Source organism: Streptomyces sp. NPDC037242 (genome assembly GCF_055604165.1).
On sequence record NZ_JBVJUY010000006.1, the window covers coordinates 212,133 to 237,338 of the forward strand.

Consider the following 25,206-nt stretch of genomic DNA (forward strand, 5'->3'; position numbering starts at 1 on the left):
TCGGCCGACCGCACGCCGCACGCCGCACCTAGACGAGATGAGAAGAGACGCCGTCATGAAGTCCTTACGCCCGTTCGTCCCGCGCGCAGGTGTCGCCTTCGGCGCGGTGCTCGCGGCCGTCGGCCTGCTGGCCGGACCCGCACACGCCGGTCCGGCCGCGTCGGGCCCGCACACGCCGGCCTCCGCCGCGAGCACCACCGCCGACACCGGCGAGACGATCATCCGCGGCACCAGCGAACTGACGCGGGGCCAGGCCTGGTACTCGCCCGACGGCCGGACGATGCTCGCCATGCAGACCGACGGCCACGCCGTCCTCTACCACGACGGCGCGGCCGTCTGGACGGCCCGCGGCACCTACGGCGTCGGCAACACGCTCTACATGCAGGCGGATGGCAACCTGGTGGTCTACGACGCCGCCATGCGCCCGGTGTGGTGGAGCGGCACGCACTACCACCCGGGTGCCCACCTGGCCATCCAGAACTCCGGGAACTTGGTGGTGTACTACGGCTCGACCCCGCTGTGGTGGTCCAACGTCCACCCCGGAACGGGCCCCGGCGACCCCGGGGACCCCGAGTGCACCCCGACCCCGAACCGGCTCTGCCCGTAGACCGGCGCCGACACCGTGGACGCGGGCCGGGGCTGGCGAGCCCCGGCCCGCGTCGGCTACTCGGCCCGGCTCCTGCACAGCGCCGTGTCCACGACGCCGTCCAGCCGCTTCGTGGCCGCCCCGCCGACCGGGATGCTCGTCACCGCGATGTTGACGGCGTGGCCGTCGTCGGTGACCCCGCCCCGGGTCTCGTATCCGGTGATGTCACCGCCGTGGCCCCAGTAGACGCCGCCGCACGACAGCGGCCGGCTCATGAGCCCCAGTCCGTAGCCGGCGCCGGAGTCCCCGATGGGGACGGTGGTGCGCATCTCGGCGAGCTGGGCCGGGGGGAGGAGATCGCCGGCCAGCAGCGCGGTGAAGAAGCGGTTGAGGTCGGAGTTGGTGGAGATCATCTGACCCGCCGCCCAGCCCGCGGACGGGTCGATCTCCGTGACGTCGCGCAGCGGCGCGCCCGCCGCGTCCCGGTGGTAGCCCCGCGGGTGGCGTTCCCGGATGGTCATGTCACCGGGGGTGGGGAAATAGGTGTGGCGCAGGCCGATGCGCTTGATGACGCGCCGGTCCACCTCCTCGCCGAGGGGCCGGCCGGTGACCTTCTGCACGATCAGTCCGGCCACCACGTAGTTCGTGTTGCTGTACGCCCACTTCTTGCCGGGCTCGAAGACGGCCTTGCGCTGGAAGGCGATGTCCAGGAGGTCGCGGGGTTCGAAGTACCGCTGCCGGAGCATGTCCTCGGTGACGAGGTCTTCGTAATCGGGAAGTCCGCTGGTGTGCTGGAGGAGTTCGCGGAGGCTGATGCGGTTTCCGTCGATCCCCTCCCCGCGGACGAGGCCCGGCAGGTAGTGGTCGACCTTGGCGTCGAGGCTGAGCCTGCCTTCGGCGACCAGTTGCAGCACGACCACCGCGGTGAACGTCTTGGTGTTGCTCCCGATCCGCACTTGACCGTCGGTCGGCACCTTCGACCCCGTGGCCAGGTCGCCCACCCCCGCGGTGTAGTTGCGGGTACGTCCATCAGGGCCCTTGACGCTCGCCAGTGCGGCCGGCAGGCCATCGGTGTCCACCAGCGCAGTCAGGCCCTGCCGGACGGGGTCCGGCCCGACGGCCGCCGACGCCGCCGGCGGAGCCAGGGCGCCCACCGCGGCGAGGCCGACGGCCACCACGGCAGCCGCGGCCGACACCGCTCTGCGACCGCGCCGCACGCCCTGCCGCCCGGAAGAACGGAACCTGCGCTCTGTCTGCTGACGCACGAGTCAACTCCTGCAGAATCGTTGGGAAACCAGTGGTTTGTGCCGGTCCCAGCTTGTCCGGACACGGCCGCCCGCAACGATCGTGCTACCCGCCGGATCCAGGTGGGGCTAGCCCCCGGCACCCTGCCGCCGGGGCTCCGCGCGCCGGGAGAGGGCGGGGATGCGTACGGGGGCGATGAACGTACCGCGTTCGGGTCCGGCTCCGACGACCGAGAAGCAGACGCGGTCGCCGTAGGCGAGGTTGCCGGCGGCGTGGTCGGCGTGCAGCAGGGCCAGGGTGGAGGGCGAGACGGTGTTGCCCAGTTGCCGGACGTTGCTCGGTGCCGTCTGCGGGGACAGGCCCATCTCCTGGATGAAGGCGTCGACCAGGGTGGGGTTGGCCTGGTGGGTGTAGAAGCGGGCCACATCGTCGAGGTAACCGGGGCGCGCCTCGTTCAGGGCCCGGTGGTTGAGGGTCATGCCCCGGCTGTAATAGCGGGTGATCTCGGGGGCGTTCATGCCGAAGCACGTCAGTTCCGCGGAGCCGGGGAGGCCCACGGCACGGTCGTTGCCGCCGCCCAGGATGTGGATCAGCGGGTCGGTGACTCCCGGACCGTCGTCGAAGGACTGACTGTCGCGCGAGTACAGCAGCACGCCCGCGGCGTCCTCGTCGCGTTCCAGGACGACCGCCGCCGCGGCGTCGGAGAAGAGGGCGGGGCTGGCCCACACGCCCTTGCCGTACGGGTGGACGGAGTTGTCCCGGTAGGCCTTCGGGAGGGCGCCGTCCTCGTCGAAGCCGACGATGCGGCTCGCGATGTTGTAGGAGATGACCAGGGCGCGCTCGGCGCCCAGCCGCGCGACGAGCGCCGCGGCCCGGGCCAGGCCCCCGCAGCCGGCCCCGAGCTGGAGCGGCAGCACGTGGTCCGGTATGCCTAAGACGCGCATCAGGGCGAAGGCGTCCTGGTCCATCAGGATCTGGTAGGGGGTGCACGTGACGACGATGACGGCGTCGACCTCGCTCGACCGGGTTCCGGAGCCGAGGAGCGCCGTGCGGGCCGCACCGGCCACCGTGTCGAGGGAGGCGAACCGCTCCGGCCCCCAGCTCTTGCCCTCGACACCGAGGAGCCGGGTGATCTCCGGGCCGTCCAGGTGGCCGTCGGGATCGTGGCGGTGGGGGACGCGGGCGCGCTTGGCCCATTCGTCCATGGTGACGACCGGGCCGAGTTCGGTGTGGGCGCCGGTGATGGCGTAGGGGAAAGGGACGGGGGCCGAAGGGGGCATCGCGGTGACCTTTCGTCGTCGGGGTGGCCGGGAGCGGGTGGCCGGGGCCAGGGCCGGTAGTACGGATCATGTCCGCTGAGGTGCCCCGGGCCAAGACCTCCGGCCGTTTCCCCTGGTCAGCGATGCCCATTGGGCTTTCTGCTGAGGGAACTCGGCGTCCATGGTCGGGAAGACACATTGCACATGGGGGTCTCGGCGGATTGGCTTGCCAAGATCACACGGCGGCCGGAGGAAGCGAATGACACCCATGCTCGACGGCTGCACGCCCTGGCCCGACGAGTTCGTCGACCGCTACTGGTCGGCCGGACACTGGCGCGGCAACACCCTGGACAACCTGCTGCGGGGCTGGGCCCAGCAGTACGGACCGCGGACCGCCCTCGTCCACGGCGACACCCGCATCACGTACGCGGCCCTGAACCGGCGCGCGGACCGCACGGCCGCCGGGATCCGGCTTCGCGGCCTGCGGCCCGGACAGCGCGTCGTCCTCCAGCTCCCGAACGTCCCCGAGTTCGTCATCACCGCGTTCGCGCTGATGCGCGCAGGCGTGGTCCCGGTGTTCTGCCCGGTCTCGCACCGCACGTCCGAGGTGGCAGAACTCGTACGGATCACCCAGGCCGTCGGCTACGTCGGCCCCTCCGTGTACCAGGGCTTCGACCACACGGCGATGGCCACGGACATCGCGGCCGGGGGGCCCTTCCTGCGGCAGGTGTTCACCTACGAGCCGCCGGGCACCTCATCCCCGTACGGCGGCTTCACGATCGACCCGTCGGGCTGCCACCACTGGCCGTTGGGCTCCGTCGACGCCCCGCCCGAGCGGCCGCTCGCGCAGAGCGCCGACCAGGTGGCGTTCTTCCTGCTCTCCGGCGACGCCGCCGAGGGTCCCAGGCTCGTGCCGCGCACCCACAACGACTACGTCCACCAGGCGCGGGCCGCCGCCGAGCTGGTGTCCCTCACCGAGAACGACGTCTATCTCGCCGCGCTGCCCGCCGAATCCAACCTCACCTTCGGCTGCCCCGGCATCCTCGGCACCCTCTCCGTGGGCGGCACCGTCGTCCTGGCCGAGGACCCGGGACCCGCCGCATGCCTGGCGGCCATCGGGCGCGAGCGGGTCACCATCACCTCGGTGGTGCCCGCCGTCGCCCGGCTCTGGCTCGACGCACTTCCCGGGTCCCAGGCCGACTTGACCAGTCTGCGCCTCGTGCAGATCGGCGGCGGTGCGCCCCTGGACAGGGCGACCGCCGAACGGATCGGGCCCGAACTGGGAGGTCGCCTGCAACAGGTCTTCGCCATGGCCGAGGGGCCGCTCACCCTCACCCGGCCCGCCGATCCGGACGAGACCGTGCTCACCACGCAGGGCCGCCCGCTCTCGCCCGACGACGAGTTCCGCATCATCGGCCCCGACGGAAAGGACGTGCCCGACGGGGAGGCCGGCGAACTTCTCGCCCGCGGTCCGCACACCGTACGCGGCTACTACCGGGCACCCGGCCACAACGCACGCTCCTTCACCGCCGAGGGCCACTTCCGTACGGGCGCCCGCGCGCACCGCACCCCCGACGGCAGCCTGGCGGTGACCGGCCCCGTCGGCTAGGTCGTGTCGTCAAAGTCCCTTCTGGCCGGCGGGGCCTGCCCCGCCCTTCGGGCGGCCGACGCCACGTTGACGACACTCCCTAGCGGAGGGCGGCGAACGCCTTGGTGAAGGCCAGGGGCTGCTGGAGTACGGAACTGCACGTCGCGTCGGCGTAGTTCACCGCGCCCGCCGGGCACTGCCGGTCACGGGCGCCGGACCACATCGCCAGGCGGCCGATCCCTTTGGACTTCGAGAAGTCCACGAGCTGGGACGCGTCGGCGACGGTGAAGATCTCGCTCACGACGTCGTTCACGCCGATCATCGGTGTGACGACGAGTGCCTTCCAGGCGGCCGCGTCGGAGAGCCCGAGCACCCCCTTGATCTGTGCCTGCGTGGCGGTCGCCGCCTGGATGGCGTACTGGCCCATGTCGCCGCTGTACGCGGGCCCGTAGTCCATCGCCATGATGTTGACGCCGTCCACCCGCACCCCCGCCCGCTTCGCGTCGGCCAGCAGGGCCACGCCCGGCTGGGTGAGACCCTCGGGCATCACCGGGAGGGTGAACGCCACGTCCAGGCCCGGGTGCGACTTCTGCAGCGCCGCTATGGCCTGCGCGCGGCGGGTGTTGGCCGCGGTGTCGGGCAGCGCCGCCCCCTCGATGTCGAAGTCGACCTTGGTGAGCCGGTACTGGTCGACGACCTTGCCGTACGCGGCGGCCAGTTGGTCCGCGTTCGCACAGTTGAGGGCCAGCTCGTGCCCCGCGGCCCCGCCGAAGGAGACCCGTACGTCGCCGCCCTTGGCCCGAAGGGCCCCGATCTGCGAGGCGACCTTGTCGCTCGCGAGGTCGGTGACGCCGCCCCACATCGGGGTGCAGCCGCCGCCGGAGGTGATGAAGGCGAGGTGGAACTCCTTCACGCCGGTCTTGTCCGCGGTGTCGACCAGGTCGTACGCGGGGTACAGCGAGGTGTCCACGTACGGGGCGAAGCGCGCGGCGCCCGCCGGAGCGGTGGGAGGCGCGGGCGAAACCGTAGTCGTCGCCGAAGCCGACGGTGATGCGGTTCGGGTCGGCTGCGCGGTGGGCGAGGACGTCGCGGGAGCGCTCGTACCGGGCGCGGCGGTCGGGGTGGCGGTGGGGCGGCCGCCGGGCGGGGGAGTCGCGCCCTGGTCCACCGAGCACTTGGCCCCGTTGATGAGGCATGCCGTCGGATCGCCGGGGCTGCCGGTGCCGCTCGCGACGAAGCCGACCGTGACCGAGGCCCCGGGCGCCAGTTCCTTGTTCCACTCCGCCGGCTTGACGGTGACGTGCCGGCCGTCGGCCGTGTGGGTGCCGTTCCACAGGGAGTCGATCTCCGTGCCCGCCGGCAGGTCGAACTCCAGGGTCCAACCCGTCTGTGTCTGCGCGGTGTTGTTGGTGATCACGTACTGGCCGGTGTAGCCGCCAGACCAGGAGCTGGCCTTGGTGTACACCGCTCCGACGGAGGTGGCCTGCGCGGCGCCGGTGAAGGCGAGGGCCGTGCCGGCGATCACCGCCGCCACCACGAGCCCGCCCGCGGCCTTCGCCTTCGTACTCGCCTTGCGCCGGTGACCGGTCGTGCTGCCCATCGCGTGCCTGCCTCTGCATTGCCGGGGGTTGGGGTGCGGCAGCACGCTAGCCGCCCCGAAACGGACATTCGTTCGTTTCGGGGTCCCGTGGGTGAGTCTTAGGTTCCGCTTAAGGAAGCGATCGGAATGGTTTAAGTCCGTCGGCCGGTTCGGGCAGCGTCGTCGGCTCCTTGGGTACGGGGCGGGGTGGGGTCGGGCGGCCGAGGAGGATGCCGGTCAGGGCGAGCACGAGCCCGAAGGCCTGCTGGGGTGTGAGGGGTTCGCCGGCGATGGCCGTGCCCAGCAGTACGCCCGTGACGGGGTTGAGGAGGCCGATCAGGCCCACCGTGGCCGCGGGCAGTCGCTGCATGCCCGCGAACCAGACGGCGAAGGACAGTGCCGTCGCCACGACGACGACGTATCCGAAGGCCAGCACGGCCGGGAGGTCGAGGGCCGGCGGTGCGCCCTCGACGGCGACGGCCAGCGGCAGCAGCACCAGGCCGCCGCCCACGAGCTGCCAGGAAGTCGAGGCGAGCACTCCGGCCTCCGCGCTCCACCGCTTGGCGAGCACCATGCCGAGGCAGGACATGAGCATCGCGCCCGCGGAGGCGAGGAGTCCCAACCCGTCGACTTCCACGCTCGCGGTGAGCAGCATCAGGCTCACCCCGCCGACTCCGACGACGGCGCCGGCCAGGTGCCGTACCCCCGGCCGCTCGGCCAGGACCGCCCAGGCGATCAGCATCAGGACCAGCGGGGCGGTCGCCATCACGATCGAGGCGACGCTGGTCGGGAGCCGCTGCGCGGCCACGTAGACCAGGGCGAAGAACCCGCCCATGTTGAGCACGCCGAGGAGCAGGGACTTCCACCACCAGGAGCCGGTGGGCAGCTTCCGGCACCCGGCCAGGAGCAGCAGGCCGGCGGGCAGGGCCCGCAGCACGCCGCCGTACAGCGGGTACTCGGCGGGCAGGTACTCGCGGGTGACGTAGTAGTTCGCACCCCACGCTATCGGGGCGACAGCCGTGACCACCGACCATCGGAGATTGGCTTCCATGGAAGCTATTATATCTTCCCGGGAAGATATAATGGACCGGTGAAGGCGAACCACCAGGATCAGCACCAGGATCAGGACCAGACGATGGACCACGTCGCTCGCATCCAGGCTGAGTGGCAGCGGGAGCGCCCCGATGTGGACGTGAGCCCCCAGGGCGTGATCGGGCGGCTGCACCGCCTCGCACCGCTGCTGACGGAGCGGCTCTGCCTCGTGTACCGGCGGCACGGACTGGGTGAGGGCGAGTTCGATGTCCTGTGCGCACTGCGCCGTGCGGGCGAGCCCTTCGAGCGTGCGCCCGGCGAGCTGGCTGAGCACACCATGGTGACGACCGGCGCGATGACGAAACGGATCGACCGGCTCGAACGCGGCGGCCTGGTCACGCGCCGCCGCTCGACCGCCGACGGCCGGGGCAGGGTGGTCGCGCTCACCGAGGCCGGGCGCGAGGTCATCGACGCGGCGTTCGCCGACCACATGCGCAACGAGCGCAACCTGCTCGACCTGCTCACCGCGCAGGAGGCGGCTCAGCTCGAATCACTGCTCGCCGCCTGGCTGACCAGGCTCGAACCGCCCACGGACGCGTAGAGGCCCCGGGACGCTCGGTCCCAGGGCCTCCGGCAGACGCGGAAATGACGTGCTGCTACTGCGCGGTGCGGCCGCTCGCGAGGAGCCACTCGCGGTTGAGGGTGCCCAGCGGGATGCGGCGCTCGATGACCGGAGTGCCGAACAGGGACAGCTCGAAGTGGAGCTGCCCGCTGAGGTCGAAGCCGCCGTGCACCGCCCAGGAGCCGTCCACCGCGGTCTTGCCGTCGGTCGACGCGCTCGCCTTGGCGTCGGCCTCGCCGCGCAGGTACGGGGCGAAGTCGGCCGTCACGCCGACGGCCCCGTACAGGCCGACGGAGGCCTCGGCGCCGAGGGCGCCCTTGACCCGTCCGGCGGCGGTGACGCTCGCCTTCACCGGGGAGCTCTGCACGGCCGACGTGCTGACGGGGGTCCAGCCCTGTCCCGAGGTGTAGCTGCCGCCGACGCGGAAGTCGCCCTTGACGTCCTGCTGGACGTCGAGGGTCACGCGGCCGTCCGCCTCCACCTGGACGTAGCAGGTCAGGTCGAGGTTGACGACGACGGGCACCGGGCCCACCTGGATGACGGGGGCGCTGTGCAGCTTGGCGAACGGGATCCGCTTGGGCGCCCCGGTGCTCGCGGCGGCGCGGCCCTTGAGCTCCCACTGCGAGGACCAGTCCCCGCTCATGCCGAGGAAGGCGGAGCCCGGGCCGCGGCCGCCGCCCGAGCTGCCGTCGTACGAGAACTCCACCTCGGGGGCCAGCTGGACGAAGCCGGACACCGACGCCCCTGCCGACGCGGGGGCGTCCTGGGCGGTGTCCACCGAGGCGTCCACGTCGAGCCGGAGGTTGCCGAGGGGGAGGGTCGCGCCCTTGGGTCCGAACTGGACGCCCTGGCCCTTCGCCCAGGAGAAGGTGACGCCCTTCATCAGGGGCTCTACGGTGACCGAGGCCGGGTCGACCGGTACCTTGCCGTCGGCCTTGTCGTCGTTGAGGACGGAAGTCAGCGTGGTGGAGGCGGTCTTCACCTCGGTCCCGCGGTCGGTCTTGCCGAGTACCTCGGTGACCTTCGCGAGCAGGCCGTCGGGGGCGCCGGGCGCCGGTGCGCTGGCGATGACGTCACCCACCGCGACGGGTTGCCCGGCGGTGGGGGAGGGGCTCGCTGCGGCCGAACTGCTCTGCGGAGCCGAGGATATGACGGCCCGTCCGTTGGCCTTGTCGTAGGAGGCGACCTTCAGCGAGGACTTCTCCGGGCCCTTGCCGGTACGGGTCCGGGCGACGGCGGTGGGAGTGGGCGTCCCCTGCGGCGCGGCGGCCACGTCGAGCTGCTGCGTGCCCTCGACCGTCGGTGCCAGGCTCGCGGGGCTGCCCGGTTCGGCGGCGTTGGTGTGCGCTGTCGAGGCGCAGCCGGTGGCGGCGAGGGCCAGTGTGGTCAGGCCGGGAAGTAAGAGGCGTGTGGCGAACGTGCGCACTGAGGTGTGACTTTCGATGGGGGGAGGTGTTACTCGTTAGTAACTCGAAAGTCGATCATGTCATGTGCGCGCGGCGGCAGTCACCTCGGTCGGCCGCCGCCCGGCAGCATCAGCGGCAGGCCGCGAGCGGCCGCCGGGCGGTACGGCAGCATCGGGAACGTGCTCCACGGGCCGCCCGGCCGGGGTCCTAGACTTCCGTGGCCTTCTCGACGGCGGGGGCGGTCCCGGGAGTCGCGGCGACGGCGGTGGCCGGCTGGTCGGCCGCCGTCACAGGGGCGGTGTACATCACCGAGCCCTGCTTGTGCTCCTTCTCGATCGCCCCCTTCTTGGTGAGGTTTTCGAGGGTGTTGCGCACCACCTGGGTGGAGGGCGTCCGGCCGGGGTGGGTCTGGGCGAGTTCCGTGGCGACCTCGCTGACCATACGGGGTTCGGACGCGCCGACCAGGAGGGCGAGGACGAGCTCACGCAGCGGGGGCTCCGTGACGCTCGCCTTCGCGTTCGCAGTCGCGTTCGCAGTCGCGTTCGGCTTCGAGTCCCCGTCGGCCCCGGCGGTCTTCTTGGCCGTCTTCACGGCGGGCTTGCGCACGGCCGCCTTGGCCTTCGTCCCGGAAGTGGGGGCGCTCGCGGCCTTCTTGGCCTGCGGCGCCTTCCTGCCGCGCCGGGGCCGGGGGACGGTCCCGGTCGTCTCCGCCGGCGTCTGCGCCTGCGGTGCCTGCGCCTGCGTCGCCTCCGCCGGCTCCTGGCCATCGCCGTCGGCGGCAACGGCGTTGTCCTCCGCCTTCGGGGGCAGCCCGCTCTGCATGCCGGAGAGCCAGCTCTCGTCCGTCTTCAGCTGCTTCAGGCGTTCCCCGAGCTCCGCGATCTGCGAGGAAACGACGTCCTGTTCCTTGCGGTTGGTCTCAAGGTCTGCGGCGAACCGCTCCGCGTACACGTTCTGGATGGTCGTGGTGTCGGGCTCGTTGGCCATTGCGGGCTCGCTTTCTTCGTACCGCGCGTTGTTGCTGCGGGATGCTACTCACTTCCAGGCCGCTGCTGTGCCCTCCTGGCAAGATGCCCTGCATCGATACGGAGATTCCTATCCCCCCACGGCCAATCCGGTACGGCACGGCACGGCACAACGGCACCCAAGGAAACGATCAGCCCGGCCTTCGGTCACGCCGCCCCGGGACGCGGGCGGTCCGACAGGCGGTTGGACAGCGTCTGGCCCAGCGCCAGCATGCTCAGGCCGAACATCAGGACACCCAGGGGGACATGGAGCGAGGACATGCGCGCTATACCCAACACCACCTGCACCGAAGCGAGTACGAGGAAGCCGGACGCGTACAGAATGGGCCGCGGCGACCCGCCGCCCGGCCGCCACGCCAGGATCGCCGCGAGTACGTAGAGCATCGACGCGCCGTACATCACGCGCGCTCCGACGCCGTGCAGCAGCTCGCCGTGGGACGAGGACAGCAGCAGTCCGGCGGTGGCCGCCTGGAAGAAGATGGCCAAGGTCTGCAAGGCGATCGCGACCTGCACGAACGTGGACTTGCCGGGTACTGCCGTCGTTTGTGCGGCCATGATGTGGACCCCTCTTCTGCCTCGCGCGGTTGATCGGTACTGTCTCGGTACTCCGACGACGTGGCCCCGCGAAATGTGAGGCGAGGCGTGGAGAGCGGTGGCGGACGACACGAACCAGGGAACGATCGCGAACATGAGCACGCCCACGAGCAGCCCGTCCCAGCTGCGGCAGGACCGCCCCGAGCCTGCCCTGAGCGCGATCGTCGCCGAGCGGCGGAGGCTGACCAACCTCGCCTACCGGCTGCTGGGTTCGCTCTCCGAGGCCGAGGACGCCGTACAGGAGACGTACGCCCGCTGGTACGCGATGTCACAGCCGCAGCAGGAGGCCATCCAGTCGCCCGGCGCCTGGCTGACGACGGTGGTCGGCCGTGTCTGCCTGGACATGCTCGGCTCGGCGCGGGCCCGGCGCGAGCGCTACGTCGGCGAATGGATACCCGAGCCGCTGCCCGACCGTACGGAGTGGTTCAGCGGGCAGGCGGGCGGTGGCGACGGGGCGGAGCCGGTCGACCCCGCCGACCGGATCACCCTGGACGAGTCGGTGAGCATGGCCTTCCTCGTCGTACTGGAGTCGATGACCCCGGCCGAACGCGTGGCGTTCATCCTGCACGACGTCTTCCGGTACCCCTTCGGCGAGATCGCCGGGATCGTCGGCCGGACGCCCGCGGCGTGCCGCCAGTTGGCCACCTCGGCCCGTCGACGCCTACGCGCCGCACGGACCGAGGCGGTTGCGACGGCCGGACAGGCCGGCCTGGTGAGGAACTTCAAGGAGGCGTGGGAGGCCAAGGACATCGAGGCCCTCGTCGGCCTCCTCGACCCCGGCGCGACGATGGTCTCCGACGGCGGCGGCCTGGTCGGCACCGTCCTGCGCCCGGTCGAGGGCGCCAAGAACATCGCCGAGTACCTGATCTTCATCGCCGACAAGGCCCCCGGCCTGACGCTCCTGGAGCGGACGGTCAACGGCCAGCCGGGCCTGGTCGCCCAGCACGCCGGAGTCGCAGTGACCGTCGCGGCCTTCGGCCTCGGCGACGGCGGCCGCATCACCCGCATCTGGGCGGTCCGCAACCCGGAGAAGCTCCGCCCGTGGACCGAGTACGGACAGAGCTGAGGTCAGCAGGGTCCGGAGCCCGTACCACCGTGGACAAACTCACTGGCGGGCTCCGGCCTCCTGCAAGAGGATGGAGCGCATGAACGATCAACCCGCGCGCTGGACCCGGTCGACCGTCTACCCCGACATGTGGGCGGACCCGGCTGACGACCCCCGCAACAGCGAAGGAGTCGGTCCGGACGGTGAGCTCCCGACGCTCGACGGCTTCCTGACGGACTACCGCACGACCCTGCGGATGAAGTGCGAGGGCCTGGACCCGGAGCAGTTGGCCCGTCGGTCGGTTCCGCCGTCGACGATGTCGTTGCTCGGCCTGCTCAGGCACCTCGCCGAGGTGGAGCGGGACTGGCGCAACTGGATCAGCGACGGCGACCCGCTGCCCAAGCTGTACGGCCGGCGTGACGGGGACTTCGACGGAGCCGTGGCCGAGCAGGCCGTGGTCGACGCCGCGTACCGCGATCTGGAGCGCGAGCAGGCCGAGACCGACGCCGCGCTGGCCGCCCACTCGGATCTGGGCGAGCGCGTGGGGAAGGAGGGGATCGCGGTGCGGGAGTTGATGGTGCACAGGATCGAGGAGTACGCACGCCACTGCGGGCACGCCGACCTGTTGCGCGAATGCGTCGACGGACGGGTGGGCCAGTGAGGCGCTCCGGATGAGACCCCCGACGAGGCAGGCTCCGGCCCGTCACCGGGGGGTCGGGCACACCGGGCCGACCGACTGGCCCGGCAGGTAGGACGTCCGCTCCTCGTCGGTCAGGTCGCGGGCGAGTGACCGGCAGATCTCCTCGATCGCTTCGGCCGGCTTCTGGAGCACGACGTCCCACAACTGCGCGGTGGCGTCGGCGCCGCCGGTGGCGATGGTGTGCCCGTTGGGACTGAAGGCGACGGCGAACACGGAGTCGGCCTGGGGGATCGTGAATCGCTTGCTGCGCGTGGTCACGTTCCACAACCGTACGGTCCCGTCCTGGCTGCCGGAGGCCAGCGTGCGCCCGTCGGGGCTGAACGCCACCGAGACCACCGGGTCGTAGTGGCCCGTCAGGATGGTGTCCTTGCCGCCCCCGGTCACGTCCCACAGGCGGACGGTGCCGTCACGGCCTCCGCTGGCGAGGACGCGTCCGTCGGGGCTGAACGCCACGGCCCAGGGGGTGTCGGTGTGGCCTTTGAAGGTTTTGTGGTTCTTGTGCGTCTCCACGTCCCACAGCCGGATGTTGTTGTCGCCGCTGGCGGAGGCGACGGTCCGTCCGTCGGAGCTGAACGCCACCGCGACCACCATGTCGTCGTGCTTGGCCAGGACTGTGGCCTTCTCGGCCGGTGCGGACATGTCCCACAGGCGGACCGTGCCGTCGTAGCCGCCGGTGGCGAGGGTGTCTCCGTCGGGGCTGAACGCCACCGAGATCACCGCACCGGTGTGGCCCTTGAGGCTGGTGCGGTTCTTGCCCGTGTCCGCGTCCCACAACCCTACGGCCGTGTCCACGCCGCCGGTGGCGAGGGTGTGTCCGTCGGGGCTGAACGCCACCGAGTAGACCACTTGGAGGGGGCCGCCTTTCAGGACCGCCCGGCTCTTGTGCGTGGCCGTGTCCCACAGCCGTACGGTCCGGTCGTAACTGCCGGTGGCGAGGGTGGCTCCGTCCGGGCTGAACGCCACTGACCGCACCGCGTTGGCGTGGCCTCTCAGGACGGCGTAGTTCTTGCCGGGAGAAACGTCCCACAGCCGTGCGGTGGTGTCGTGGCCGGCGGTGGCGAGGGTCAGCCCGTCGGGGCTGAACGTTGCCGAGACCACCGCGTCGTAGTGGCCGAACAGGTGGTTGTGGGACCTGCCGGTGGCCACGTCCCACAGCACCGCGGTGTTGTCGTGGCTGGTGGTGGCCAGGGTGCGCCCGTCGGGGCTGAACACCGCCGAGTTCACCATGTCGGTGTGCTCGCCCAGGGTGATGCGGGACTTCCCCGTGGCCACGTCCCACAGTCTCGCCGTCCAGTCGTGGCTCGCGGTGGCGAGGGTGCGTCCGTCGGGGCTGAACGCCACCGAGTACACGGTGCCGGTATGACCCGTCAGGATGCTGCGGGTCGTGGCGGAGTCCGTGTCCCACAGCCGCACGGTCTTGTCGGGGCCGCTGCTGGCGAGGGTGTCGCCGTCCGGACTGAACGCGACCGAGCTCACCGCGGCCGTGTGGCCCTTCAGGACGGCCTCGCTCTTGCCGGAGGCCACGTCCCACAGCCGGACCGTCGCATCGCGGCTGCCCGTGGCGAGGGTGGTTCCGTCCGGGCTGAACGCGACCGAGTACACGGCGGCGGTGTGCCCCTTCAGGGTGGTGCGGTTGGTGTGTGTGGCCATGTCCCACAGCCGCGCGGTGTTGTCGTTCTCGGCGGTGGCGAGGGTGGTTCCGTCCGGGCTGAAGGCCACCGACCACACCACGGTGCCGTGCCCCTTCAAGGTGGTGTGGTTCTTGCCGGTGGCCGCGTCCCACAGCCGTACGGTGTTGTCGTGCCCGGCGGTGGCGAGGGTGCGCCCGTCGGGACTGAAGACGACCCGGTTCACGGCGCGGGTGTGGCCCGTCAGCCGCCGCTTGAGCGGAAGGACCGCGGCGTCCTCGACGCCCGCGACGGCCTCGGGGGTGCGTTTGGTCCGGTACGCCTGGACGGCCAGCAGCGAGGCGAGGTCGGGGTCGGTGTCGATGAGGGTTTCCGACAGGGCGGCGAGCTGGCGGGACTGTGCCGTCTCCCGCCGGTCGATGGCCGTCCTCCACTGCCAGAGCGCTCCCGCGGCGGCGACGAGTGCGAGGACGAGCAGGGCGGCGAGGACCGTGTTGAGGCGTCTGCTGCGCTGGATGGCGGCGCGCTGGTGGTCCTTGCTGGCCTTGAGGAAGCCGGCGATGTTGCCCGGCAGGCGGCGCTGGTGCGACCAGTCGAGTCCCTCGGCGAGAGCCGTTCCGCCGAGCAGGTCGCCGGCATCCTTGCCTTCGGCCCAGCGCGCGTACCGCGAACGGGTCTGGTCGAGCCACACCTTGAAGCGGTGGTCCTGCTCGACCCACTCGCGCAGGGTGCCCCAGTCCCGGATCAGGGCGTCGTGGATCAACTCGGCCACCGGCAGCGCGGGAGGGGCGTTGCGGACCAGGGAGACGTTCGGCGTGTGGGTGGTGATGATGCGGTGATCGATGAGGGTGTCGAGGACCTCCTCGACGGCCTTGCCACTGCCGTCGCCGCCGGTGCCCTCGCCGCTGTCCTCGCCGGGGTCGGCCGCCATCTCCCGCAGCTCCTGCAGTGTGACCTGCTCCCGGACGGGAGGGATGTTGTGGCGCGGGTCGGCGGAGCGGACCAGGGAAGTCAGGATGCGCTGTGCGATGGGCAGGTGATCGGGGTCCAGTTGATCGAGGGCCGTGTCGCACCAGGTGGTCAGACTCCCGGTGACGCCGCCGATGCGGTGGTAGGCGTCGTTCGTGAGGTAGCCGTCCTGGCGCCGCTCCCACAGCTGGCTGAGGGCCAGTTCCAGCAGGGGGAGTACCGTGACGGGCGCCAGCCGGGTGGTCCTCCCCTCGGGTGTGCTGGCCAGGACGTCATCGATGATGTGCTCGGGCAGGCCCGGCTCGAAATGGGCGCCCGCTTTCAGCGCGGGCCGCGTGATGATGGCGTTCAGATCGTCCTGGCTCAGCGTGCCGGGCATGTTGAGCAGCCCCGGCATCGCGGCTTCCAGCAGCTTGGGGGCGAGAGCGGCCTGCTGCGGGTAGAAGTCGTCGCGCATGACCAGGATCACGAAGAGCGCGGAGTGCGACTTGACCGCCGTGGTGATCTGGTCGGTGGCGGCCAGGCGCAGGTCCCGGTCCCGGCCGGTCAGGGGCCGGGTGAGGAGTTCCTCGAACTGGTCGATGACCAGGACGACGCGCCGGCGCCCGGGCTCGGTCCTGAGCCTTCGCGTGACGGCCGCGCCGATCCCGTCGCCGACCGCGCCGGGCAGTCCCGAGCGTTCGAGTTCCAGCAGCAGGTTCTGCCGGGGCCGGACGACCACGGGCAGCCAGCGGTCGCTGCCGGGTACCTCGCCCGCTGCCAGGGCCGGCAGCACGCCGGCCTGCACCAGTGACGACTTGCCCGAGCCGGAGGGGCCGAGGAGCAGCGTCACCCGCTGCTGCTCGGCGAGGTTCGCCAGCACCTGCCGGACGGCGTCCTTGCGGCCCTCGAACCACTCGGCGTGTTCCGCGCCGAACGCCTCCAGCCCCCGGTAGGGGCATACGTCCCGCTCGGTCAGCTCCGGCCAGACCTCCCGCAGCACCTGGGTCGGGGTGACGTAGGCGATTGCCTGGCCCCGCTCGTGCTCGTCGGGGGCCGTGATCTCGGTGAGCATGCCGATGACCAGGCCGGTCGTCTCGTCGACGACCGGCCCGCCGCTGAACCCGGTGGTCAGGTCGTTGGCGCCGGTGAGTTGCAGGTGGGCGGCCCGGCCCTCGGTGGCGGGCAGCAGGGCGCCGGCCGTGCCGTACCCGAAGTGGCCGCCGACGGGGGCCTGGGCCGGGAACCCGAACGAGTGCACCTTGTGGCCCCGGGAGCCCGCGGCGGAGCCGAGGGGCAGCGGTGCGACGCCCGCGATGACCTCGGCGCCGGTGGCCAGGCGTACGACGGCCACGTCCTCGTGCTCCGGGGCGCGCCACGCGTCCGCCAGGACCAGCCCCTCGACCTCGGGTACGCCCTCCAGGTGCGGGAAGGCCAGCCGCAGGCTGTCGCCGGGCTCGGCGCCCGCGGCGCGTACGACGTGCGCGCACGTCATCAGGACACCTTCGGAGACGAGGAAGCCGACGCCGACCACCTGGTCGTCCGGACCGAGGACCTGGGCCACGGCCCGGAGCAGTCCCGCGTCGCGGGAGTCCTGGTCGCTGTCGCCGCTGCCTCCGTCCGGAGGCCGGCCGGTGATGTCCACGGATCAGTCCGCGCGTGCTTCGGCACCCGAGGGGCTGCTCTTCTTCCACTCCATCGTCACGCGCAGGTGGCCGTTGGTGCTGGTCTTGGTGATCACGGCTCCGGCCTCGAACGCGAGGTCGACACCGAACTCGATCTTGATCGCGTCGGGGCTCGCCTTGCGCAGTTGGTCGAGCATGGCGCCGGCCGCGTCCGTCACCGAACCCAGGGCCGATTGCAGACTCTTGGGCAGTTCCTGGATGACCTCGCCGATGCGGCCGGCCTTCACAGGCCCCTCTGTCGTCGGCGTCGTCTCGACCAGCAGGTAGCCACCGTCTGCCAGGGAAATCCGAGCCAGATGCGTCACGGCTCCTCCTCCGCCCGCGGCCTCGGCCGTTCCGCCCCCTCGATGCGATGGTGAGCGCATCCGGCGGCGGGCGCATCCGGGGCGGCCCGTACGCATGACTCCGTGCCCGTCGGTCCGGTCCGCCGGTCCGCCGGTCCGGACCGGGCGCCGATCACGCGATGGGGCGCAGCCCGGTGAGGACGGGCCGGTGGTCACTGCCCAGGTCGGGCAGGACGGTGGTGGTGGCGGGCTCCAGGCCGCGCAGCAGCACGTGGTCGATCCGGACCATGGGGAAGGCGGCGGGCCAGGTGAAGCCGAAACCGCGGCCCGCGTCCTCCTGCGCGGGCTTGAGGTGGCGGGTGAGAGGGGCCAGGCCGCGGTCGTGGAGGCTGCCGTTGAGGTCGCCGAGCAGCATCACGCGTCCGACGGGGTCCTCGGCTATGCGGTCGGCCAGCTCGGCCGCGGCGGCGTCCCGGCGCCCGATGGTGAAGCCCTCGCTCGCGCGGACCCGTACGGAGGGCAGGCGCACCGTGTAGACGGCGGTATCGCCCCCGGGGGTGGCGGCGACGGCCCGGATCGCGTGGGGCCAGGCGCCGCCCAGGTCCAGCTCCTCGACCTCGCGCAGCGGGTAGCGCGACCACAGTCCGAGGGTGTTGCCGGTGGTGTGGTGGCCGTAGGTCCCGGCGAGCGCCTTCTTGTATCCGGCGATGTCCGACAGGGGGACCTTCTCCAGGGCGACGACATCGGCGCCGGTGGCGATCACCTCCCGGGCGACGGCCTCGGGCGTGGTGCGGTCCCCGCCGACGTTGAAGGTCAGGGCCTTGAAGTCGGCGTGCCCCGTACGGGGGGCCATCGCCAGGGCGGGTACGAAGAGGAGGCACCAGGCCACCAGGGGCACCAGCGCCGCGGCCTTCCCCAGACGTGAGCCGCGTACCGCCGCCCACGCCAGGAGGATCGCCACCGGGATGCCGAGCCACGGGAGGAGGGTCTCGGCGAGGCTGCCGAGGTTGCCCGGCCAGTTGGGCAGCAGCCGCGGAAAGAGCAGCGTCAGGGCGAGGAGGAGTGCGGGGACGGCGATGCGTGCGGTGTGACGGGGGCGGAACCCCGAGCCGTCCCGCCGTGCGCTGAGGTTCATGAACTCTCGCTGTGTTGCGGGTGCGGCAACGGAGCGGCTCGGAGCCGCCGGGGCGCACCGGGGCGGGGCTTCGGTGAAGAAGTCGACGGAGGGCCGGGCAGCGGCCGGCCCATGGCTGAGAGGCGGCTGGGGGAGGGATCAGCCGGTCAGCGCGGAAGAAGCGGAAGAAGCGTCAGAAGCGGAAGAAGATGCGCGCAACTTGGAGGTTCGCCGTACAACACAACGACCACCTCCGTCACATGTCATCGAACAAGCCTGAACGCCGGACCTTGTGGGGGTATGTCCGACTTGGCGACGAGCCGACCATGACATCCCGGTTCATCCCGGGTCAAATCCGCTGACATGGTCGGCTGCGGTCGGCCATCACCTGCGGTGGAACACGACCTCCGGGTCGGCCGCCGTCGGGCCGTCGAGGCGCGGCGCGGGGATCCCGCGCAGGCTCAGGTCGAAGAAGTCGCCGACGTAGGCTCGGGTGATCTGCTGGGAGCGGGTGCCCGAGAGCGGCGTCTCGGGGTGGGCGTACCCGACCTGGTCACCGAGCACCGGCCAGTCGGTGAAGCCGGGATGCCCCGCTCCCGTGACGGTCAGCCAGCGCTTCCAGCCGTCCAGCAGGGGCCAGTTGTCCTCCCAGGAAGTGTCGGGGAAGTCGGGCGGCAGCAGGGCCGGGTCGCCGCCGAGCATCAGGAAGGGGCGTCCGCCGAGGCCGCTTTCGGGAATCGGCGTGAAGAAGGTGCCGTCCATGTTGACCCCGGCGTCCACGCGCGGATCCGCGGCCATCGCGGCCGAGGCCGCAGCCCCGCCGATGGAGTGGCCGGCCATCCCGATGTGCCGGGAGTCGATCAGCCAGGAGTACCGCCACGTCGAACCCGGGCCGGTGAGGCGGTCGAGGACGAAGGGGATGTCACGGGCCCGCCCGTCGGATACCCGGTGCAGCGACCTGTCGGGGAACACCTGCTCGCACGCGGTGCAGTTGAGGATCCGCCCGCCGGGGAAGAGGGTGCCGTCCGACTCGTACGCGTGGTCCACGGCGGCCACGACGTACCCGCGGCTGGCGAGTTCCTCCGCCAGGGTGGTCAGCGAGGAGCGGGGCAGGGTGAAGCCGGGGGAGAGCACGATCAGCGGGTAGCGGCGCATCGCAGGCCGGGGCAGGGCGTTCTCCCGCGCGTTGGTCCGGGTGGCCGCGATGCGCTCGGGCGTGGCGTGGTCGCCGAGCTGCCCCCGGTCGGTCAGCAGTGCCTTGGCCTCGGGAACGGCCATGTAGGGAGCGGGGGTTCCGGTGTGCGGGAGGGCCGGGTAGTACAGCGAGAGCAGTAACTCCCGGGCGGCCGTGGGTGCCCAGGGATCCTTGCGGTCCCGGTCCACGAGGTGGAGGGTGTCGCGCCCTACGGCGAAGGCGCCGGTGGGCCCCGGGAGTTCGAGTCTGGAGGCCTTCTCCGGTGCGGCCGCGGCCGCTGCGGGAGTCGCGAGCGTGCCGGGCGCGGCGAGGACCAGACCGGCCGTCACTGCCGTCAGCATGCGGATGATCTTCTTCATGTCGACACTCTAAGGCAGCTTAGGCAAGCCTTGCCTAAGTGGAATGCGGGGTGGGGGAGTTCAGTACGTATCCGGCCAAGCTCCATGGCCGTTCGGTGAACCCGGCGCGGCCGACAGCGGGCAGGGGTGCACGTCAAGGCCGGGCGCCACTCGCGTACGCATGCGGCGGCGGAGTCGGTGCGGTGCCCGTGAGCTGCCCGAACCCGCGTGCGGAGCCCGATATTCGAACGTGGTGTCCGTAAGTCGGTCATCGATATGCATCAGGCCTTCACATCGGACACTCTGGGCTTTGACAGGGCGTGGTATCGAAATCAAATATCGCGTTCAACCTTTGAATCGAAAGCGAGTTTGTTGTGCGTCACCGCATCGCAGTTGTCTTCGCCGCTTCCCTCCTCTCTCTGATCGGTGCCAGCGGCATGGCGACGGCCCAGCCCGACAGCCTGTACGCCCCGTCCGCCCTGGTGATCGCCGTCGCACAGGGAGACGACGCCGACACGGCCACCGTGGTCCGCGCGTCCACCCTCAGCTGCATGCCGGCCGCGCGGGGCACCCACCCCGACCCCGAGGCCGCCTGCGCGGCCCTGAACTCCACCGACGGGACGTTCGACCGCCTGCTGGACTCCCCGAACCCGGACCGGGCGTGTCCGATGCACTACGACCCGGTCACCGTCACCGCGGACGGCGTGTGGCAGGGCTCCCGCGTCGCCTGGAAGTACACCTTCTCCAACTCCTGCGTCATGTCCGCGACCCTCAACGGCAACGCGGTCTTCGCACTCTGACCCTGCGCCGGCCCGGCCGTCACGGCCGGGCCGCAGCGCCACCGTGCCGTATCGGCCGCGGCTCCGGTGCGAGCCGCGGCGCGAGCGGCGCCGCTCCGACTCGGCCGCTCTCTCTGGGATGCTGATACCTGATCGGGGTCTCGCAGGGGGCGAGGTGCACCGGCCCGAGGGCCGGCCGGCGCCTGGCGCCCGGCGCCACGGGAGGGAGAGGGGCATGCCGGTGGTCGCAGGCACAGCCATGGCAGGTCGGGCAGTCGCGATGACCCGGGTGGGTGACCGGTGGCGGGTGACCCGGCCGTGGCCCGCCCAGTTGCGCCCGATCGTGCACAGCTACGCCGGCTACTGGGAGGCGGTGGCGGCCTCGCCCTATCGGGTGCGGCTGGTTCCCACGGGGCGGGCCGTCGTCGTGATAAGCCTCGGCGAACCCTTCGCGCAGATCCACCGGCTGGACGGCGCGAGCCCGAACAACCAGGTGACCGGCTCGCTGATCGCGGGCCTGGAGGACGGGTCCCGGGTGTGCGACCACCCCGGCGGCCAGGAGGCGATCCGGCTCGAATTGACCCCGCTGGGAGCCTTCCGCCTGTTCGGCATGCCGATGAGCGAGTTGACCAACCGAGTGGTCGACCTCAGCGACGTCCTCGGCCCCGGGGCCGGACTGCTGGTGGAGCAACTGGCCACCACCCGCGACTGGGGAGCCCGGTTCGACCTCCTGGACATCGCGCTGTCGACCCGGCTCGAACACGGCCCGCGCCCCGCGCCCGAGGTGAGCCACGCCTGGCGGCTGCTCGCCCGCGCCGGCGGGGCGATCCCGGTCGGCCGGATAGCCGCCGAAGTCGGCTGGAGCCAGGGCTACCTGGTCCGCCGGTTCACCGAACAGGTCGGCCTGACGCCCAAGATGTCCGCCCGGGTGCTGCGCTTCCAACGAGCCATGGGGCTGCTCGTCCGCGAGGGTTCGAACCTCGCCGAAGTGACCGCTGCCTGCGGCTTCTACGACCAGGCCCACCTCAACCGCGAGTTCCGCTCCCTGGCCGGGACCACCCCCGGCCAGATGGCCGCCGCCCGCGTGGCGGAGGGCGCCCTCGCCCTGTGAGGAGCGAGGTCAAATTTTTCCAAGCCAGGCGGTCCGCACGTCGCTAGTGTCCCCGTTCGTAGTCGGTCAGGCACCCGAGCACATGGAAGCATCTGCCGGGACCTGGCCCGGAGGGGAGTACTCGATGGAAGACTTGCTGCGCATCCTCGTGGCCGGCGCGCTCACAGGCGGCCTGGTCGGCTTGGCGGGAGCCCTCGGCCGACGCAGCCGCAGACGTCGGGAGAGCGGTGACACGAACCGCCGCTGACGGTTCTCCACCCGCGCCGCCCGCTGCCCCGCAGGTGCTGAGCCGCCGGGCAGCGGCCGGGCCCTCGCGCCGGATCCCCCACACCCCGAGGCCGCCCCATGCACTTCAAACTGTTCGAAATCCACTACGAGGACCGCCTCTACCAGGAGTTCCTCGCCGAGCAGGAGAAGGCGTACGCCCGGCTCGGCCACCAGTCGATGGTGAGGTTCGGAAAGGGCGACCCACGCATCGGGGCCGACGTCCTGAGCTGTGTGGCAGCCGTTGACGACGACGGCCGGCTCGTGGGCGGTCTGCGCATCCACCACGGAGTCAAGGGGGAGCTGCCCTCCGAGATCCACCTGCGCAGCCCGGAAGTATCGGCCGCCGTCGCCCGGGCCCGCGCTCGGGGACTGGCCGTGGCGGAGCTCGCCGGGGCCTGGGTGGCGCCGCACTGGAGAGGGCGCGATCTCGTCCCCTTGCTGATGGTCGCCGGGATCGCCGCCACCGAAGGACTCGGCGCCACGGCGATCCTCGCCAGCTGCTCCGCCCGGCTGACCGAGACGTACGCGCTCTGCGGATTCCGGTGGCGGTGGGAACTGCCCCTGATCGACGTCCCCTTCCCCGGCGCCACCTCGTACTACTCCCTCGACGGGATCAGCGCGTTCCACAACCGGGAAGCGCGACTCACGCGGGCGTTGCACCTGTTGGGCCGGGGGCTGGCGAACTCGCACGAACACCTGGCCGAGGACGTCCTGCGCGACTGCGCCCGCCTGCTCGGCATCCGGCTGTTCGAACTCTCCCTGCTCGCGCCGGAATCCTGACGCCGCCGCCCCTCTCGCTCTGGCCTCCGCCTCCGCCTCCGCCCCGACCACGATCTGCCGAAGGTGCACGATGAGTCTGGAATCGCACATCAACTCCCTTGCCGGGACCGCCGACGGCGCGAACCCCTGGCGTCCGCGGCTGTTCGCCGCGGGCGACCCCGGCCAACGGTCGGAGCTGACCGGCATCCTGGCCCGCGGCGAGGCGACGGCGGTCCGCGACACCCTGGCCGAACAGGTGGCCGAGCTGCTCACCACCCGCCGCCCCGCCTGGCGCCCGGGCGACGCAGAACTCGCGACGGCGGTGGAAGGGCACTTCGGCGGGAAGCCGCCCCTGGAGTACGGCACCTGGGTCTGGTACCCGTGGTCCCGCCAGCTCGCGCACGTCCTGCCCGAGCCCGAGTACCGCGAACTGCGCCAGTCCCGCAACCAGTACAAGATCACGGCGGCGGAACAGGCCGACCTCGCCGGCAGGACGATCGCCGTGGCCGGACTCTCCGTGGGCGCCGCCAGCGCGTTCACCCTCGCCCAGGAAGGAGTCGGCAGCCGCTTCCGGCTCGCGGACTTCGACCGGCTCTCCCTCTCGAACCTGAACCGGCTGCGCGCCTCGATCACGGACATCGGACTGCCCAAAGTGGTCCTCGCCGCACGGCAGATGTACGAGATCGACCCCTACCTCGACATCGAGGTCTGGCCGGAGGGCCTGACCGAGGACAACGTCGACGCGTTCCTCACCGGAGACGGCCGCGCCGACCTGTTCATCGAGGAGTGCGACGACCTCTACATCAAGGTCTTCGCGCGGGAGCGCGCCCGCGCACACGGAATCGCGGTGCTCATGGAGACCAACGAGCGCGGCATGCTGGACGTGGAGCGCTTCGACCTCGAACCGGACCGGCCCGTGCTGCACGGCCTGCTCGACGGCGTGGCCGCCGCCGACCTCAAGGGGCTGCCGGTCCGCGAAAAGGTCCCCCACGTCCTGCGGATCCTCGGCCCGGAGAACCTCTCGGCGCGCATGGCCCCCTCACTGATGGAGATCGGGCACACCCTCTCCTCCTGGCCCCAGCTCGCCTCGGGGGTGGCCCTCGGCGCCGCCGTGCTCACCGACACCGCCCGCCGGGTCCTGCTCGGGCAGTTCACCGGCTCGGGGCGCTTCCTCGTAGACCTGGCCGAGCTCGTACGCGACTGGACACAGGCCCGCCCGGCGCCCGCGGCGCCGTCCTCGGCGCGCCCGGCAGGGGCTGCGGCCGAGCAGCCGCAGAGCTCCCCGCTCGTCCTGCCAGGCCCCGGCGAGGTCCTGGGCGAGGAGGGCATCCGCCGTCTCGTGGCGTACGGAACCAGGGCCCCCTCGGGCGGGAACGTCCAGCCCTGGAGGTTCGTCGCCCGCGGACCCGTGCTGCACTGCCGCACCGACGACACGCAGCCGTCGACGCTCCTCGACTTCCAGGGGACCGCCACCCAACTGGCGATCGGGGCGGCCGTCGAGAACATCGACCTCGCGGCCCGGGCTGCGGGCTGGGCCTGCCACGTACGCCCCATGCCCGACCCGGCCGACCCCGGGCTCGTGTGCGAACTCACCTTCTCCAGGGCCCCGCACACACCGCGGCCCGAACTGGCCGACTGGATCGACCGGCGCGCCACGAACCGCCGCACCGGCCCCGCCCGGTCCCTGGACGAGTCACACCGGCAGGCCCTGATGCGCTGCGCGGCCGACAGCGGCGCGCGCCTCCACCTGATCACCGACCGTCCGGAGCTGGAGGAGGCCGGGCACATCCTGGGCGCCGGCGACCGGCTGCGCATGCTGTCCCCGCGCCTGCACCGGGAAATGATGAGCGAGCTCCGCTGGACCCCGGAGGAGGTGCGCAGGACCCGCGACGGCATCGACATCGCCACCCTCGAAGCCGACAGCACCGACCTGGCGGGCCTGTCCCTCGCCCGGCACTGGCCCCACCTCGCCTTCGTACGGCAGATGGGCGGCGGCCGCGCCTTCGAGCAGGGCGCGCGCACCAGCCTCGCGGGCTCCTCGGCGATCGGCTGCCTCACCACCACCGGGACCGGTTCCCACGCCCACTTCGACGGAGGCAGGGCCCTGCAACGGCTCTGGCTCACCGCGACGTCCCTGGGCCTCGGATTCCAGCCCGTCACCGTCCTGCTGTACCTCTTCGCCCGCATGGAGCGCGGCGACGGCACCGGACTCGACGCGACGGAAACCGCGATCCTGCAGACTCTGCGCAAGCGGCTTTCCGCCCTGGTCCCGCAGCACCCGGGCGAGACCGAACTGCTGCTGTTCCGCCTCGCCTACGCACCGCCGCCCACCGCCCACGCCCTGCGCCGGGAGGTCGACACCGTACTGAGCTTCGACGACCCCGACCCGCGCGGCTGAGGCCCGGCGGCGCCCGGGA

21 protein-coding genes are annotated in these 25,206 nt (G+C 71.8%); 10 read left to right on the plus strand and 11 right to left on the minus strand.

Features of this window, described 5'->3' with window-relative positions:
- Nucleotides 1–55 precede the first annotated feature (55 nt).
- Nucleotides 56–607, plus strand: coding sequence for a hypothetical protein (locus tag ACZ7GJ_RS10370; protein ID WP_470750726.1), 552 nt, complete (start codon nt 56–58; stop codon nt 605–607).
- Nucleotides 608–663: 56 nt separating this feature from the next.
- On the opposite strand, the gene ACZ7GJ_RS10375 is transcribed toward ACZ7GJ_RS10370, so the two are convergent.
- Entirely contained in the window at nt 664–1,851 is a 1,188-nt protein-coding gene (locus ACZ7GJ_RS10375) for a serine hydrolase domain-containing protein (protein WP_470750727.1), read from the minus strand.
- Between the two features lie 108 nt (nt 1,852–1,959).
- Nucleotides 1,960–3,111 (minus strand): 3-oxoacyl-[acyl-carrier-protein] synthase III C-terminal domain-containing protein, encoded by a 1,152-nt coding sequence (locus tag ACZ7GJ_RS10380; RefSeq protein ID WP_470750728.1) that lies wholly within the window; start codon nt 3,109–3,111, stop codon nt 1,960–1,962.
- Between the two features lie 238 nt (nt 3,112–3,349).
- Between ACZ7GJ_RS10380 and ACZ7GJ_RS10385 the strand changes: the two genes are divergently transcribed.
- Nucleotides 3,350–4,699, plus strand: coding sequence for a (2,3-dihydroxybenzoyl)adenylate synthase (locus ACZ7GJ_RS10385; RefSeq protein ID WP_470750729.1), 1,350 nt, complete (start codon nt 3,350–3,352; stop codon nt 4,697–4,699).
- A 79-nt stretch (nt 4,700–4,778) separates the two neighbouring features.
- On the opposite strand, the gene ACZ7GJ_RS10390 is transcribed toward ACZ7GJ_RS10385, so the two are convergent.
- Together ACZ7GJ_RS10390 and ACZ7GJ_RS10395 are read right to left on the minus strand one after the other, a co-directional pair.
- Complete coding sequence (locus tag ACZ7GJ_RS10390; RefSeq protein WP_470750730.1) at nt 4,779–6,278, minus strand: cellulose binding domain-containing protein; 1,500 nt, start codon at nt 6,276–6,278, stop codon at nt 4,779–4,781.
- 109 nt (nt 6,279–6,387) lie between these two features.
- Entirely contained in the window at nt 6,388–7,308 is a 921-nt protein-coding gene (locus ACZ7GJ_RS10395) for an EamA family transporter (protein ID WP_470750731.1), read from the minus strand.
- A gap of 84 nt (nt 7,309–7,392) precedes the next feature.
- On the opposite strand from ACZ7GJ_RS10395, the gene ACZ7GJ_RS10400 reads away from it, so the two are divergent.
- Nucleotides 7,393–7,890, plus strand: coding sequence for a MarR family winged helix-turn-helix transcriptional regulator (locus ACZ7GJ_RS10400; RefSeq protein WP_470750797.1), 498 nt, complete (start codon nt 7,393–7,395; stop codon nt 7,888–7,890).
- A gap of 55 nt (nt 7,891–7,945) precedes the next feature.
- Here the strand turns inward: ACZ7GJ_RS10400 and ACZ7GJ_RS10405 are convergent, their stop codons facing one another.
- The 3 genes from ACZ7GJ_RS10405 to ACZ7GJ_RS10415 all read right to left on the minus strand — a co-directional run bounded on the left by ACZ7GJ_RS10405 (nt 7,946) and on the right by ACZ7GJ_RS10415 (nt 10,897).
- A complete protein-coding gene (locus tag ACZ7GJ_RS10405) occupies nt 7,946–9,337 on the minus strand; it encodes a hypothetical protein (protein ID WP_470750732.1) in 1,392 nt (463 codons plus the stop codon).
- A gap of 187 nt (nt 9,338–9,524) precedes the next feature.
- Nucleotides 9,525–10,304: a hypothetical protein gene (locus tag ACZ7GJ_RS10410; protein ID WP_470750733.1), complete on the minus strand. Its 780-nt coding sequence runs from the start codon at nt 10,302–10,304 to the stop codon at nt 9,525–9,527.
- A 185-nt stretch (nt 10,305–10,489) separates the two neighbouring features.
- Nucleotides 10,490–10,897, minus strand: coding sequence for a hypothetical protein (locus ACZ7GJ_RS10415; protein WP_470750734.1), 408 nt, complete (start codon nt 10,895–10,897; stop codon nt 10,490–10,492).
- Nucleotides 10,898–11,030: 133 nt separating this feature from the next.
- On the opposite strand from ACZ7GJ_RS10415, the gene sigJ reads away from it, so the two are divergent.
- Nucleotides 11,031–12,002 carry an RNA polymerase sigma factor SigJ gene (gene sigJ, locus ACZ7GJ_RS10420; RefSeq protein WP_470750735.1) on the plus strand — a complete coding sequence of 324 codons (972 nt, stop codon included), beginning with the start codon at nt 11,031–11,033 and terminating at the stop codon, nt 12,000–12,002.
- Nucleotides 12,003–12,072: 70 nt separating this feature from the next.
- Nucleotides 12,073–12,642: a DinB family protein gene (locus ACZ7GJ_RS10425; protein ID WP_470750736.1), complete on the plus strand. Its 570-nt coding sequence runs from the start codon at nt 12,073–12,075 to the stop codon at nt 12,640–12,642.
- A gap of 42 nt (nt 12,643–12,684) precedes the next feature.
- Here ACZ7GJ_RS10425 and ACZ7GJ_RS10430 read toward each other — a convergent pair whose 3' ends face one another.
- The 4 genes from ACZ7GJ_RS10430 to ACZ7GJ_RS10445 form a co-directional block, all read right to left on the minus strand.
- Entirely contained in the window at nt 12,685–16,902 is a 4,218-nt protein-coding gene (locus ACZ7GJ_RS10430) for an nSTAND1 domain-containing NTPase (RefSeq protein ID WP_470750737.1), read from the minus strand.
- Nucleotides 16,903–16,905: 3 nt separating this feature from the next.
- Nucleotides 16,906–17,247: a CU044_2847 family protein gene (locus ACZ7GJ_RS10435; protein ID WP_470750738.1), complete on the minus strand. Its 342-nt coding sequence runs from the start codon at nt 17,245–17,247 to the stop codon at nt 16,906–16,908.
- Between the two features lie 151 nt (nt 17,248–17,398).
- A complete protein-coding gene (locus ACZ7GJ_RS10440; protein ID WP_470750739.1) occupies nt 17,399–18,361 on the minus strand; it encodes an endonuclease/exonuclease/phosphatase family protein in 963 nt (320 codons plus the stop codon).
- Nucleotides 18,362–18,724: 363 nt separating this feature from the next.
- Entirely contained in the window at nt 18,725–19,894 is a 1,170-nt protein-coding gene (locus ACZ7GJ_RS10445) for an alpha/beta hydrolase family protein (protein ID WP_470750740.1), read from the minus strand.
- 416 nt (nt 19,895–20,310) lie between these two features.
- Between ACZ7GJ_RS10445 and ACZ7GJ_RS10450 the strand changes: the two genes are divergently transcribed.
- The 5 genes from ACZ7GJ_RS10450 to ACZ7GJ_RS10470 all read left to right on the plus strand — a co-directional run bounded on the left by ACZ7GJ_RS10450 (nt 20,311) and on the right by ACZ7GJ_RS10470 (nt 25,187).
- Nucleotides 20,311–20,673, plus strand: coding sequence for a subtilase-type protease inhibitor (locus ACZ7GJ_RS10450; protein WP_470750741.1), 363 nt, complete (start codon nt 20,311–20,313; stop codon nt 20,671–20,673).
- A gap of 214 nt (nt 20,674–20,887) precedes the next feature.
- The gene (locus tag ACZ7GJ_RS10455; protein WP_470750742.1) at nt 20,888–21,763 is read left to right on the plus strand and encodes a helix-turn-helix domain-containing protein; all 876 of its coding nucleotides are present in this window, start codon (nt 20,888–20,890) and stop codon (nt 21,761–21,763) included.
- A 124-nt stretch (nt 21,764–21,887) separates the two neighbouring features.
- Nucleotides 21,888–22,010, plus strand: coding sequence for a hypothetical protein (locus ACZ7GJ_RS10460; protein ID WP_470750743.1), 123 nt, complete (start codon nt 21,888–21,890; stop codon nt 22,008–22,010).
- Nucleotides 22,011–22,108: 98 nt separating this feature from the next.
- Nucleotides 22,109–22,810, plus strand: a complete 702-nt coding sequence (locus ACZ7GJ_RS10465; RefSeq protein WP_470750744.1) for a hypothetical protein — start codon at nt 22,109–22,111, stop codon at nt 22,808–22,810.
- Nucleotides 22,811–22,880: 70 nt separating this feature from the next.
- Nucleotides 22,881–25,187, plus strand: a complete 2,307-nt coding sequence (locus ACZ7GJ_RS10470; protein WP_470750745.1) for an Rv1355c family protein — start codon at nt 22,881–22,883, stop codon at nt 25,185–25,187.
- Nucleotides 25,188–25,206: the final 19 nt, after the last annotated feature.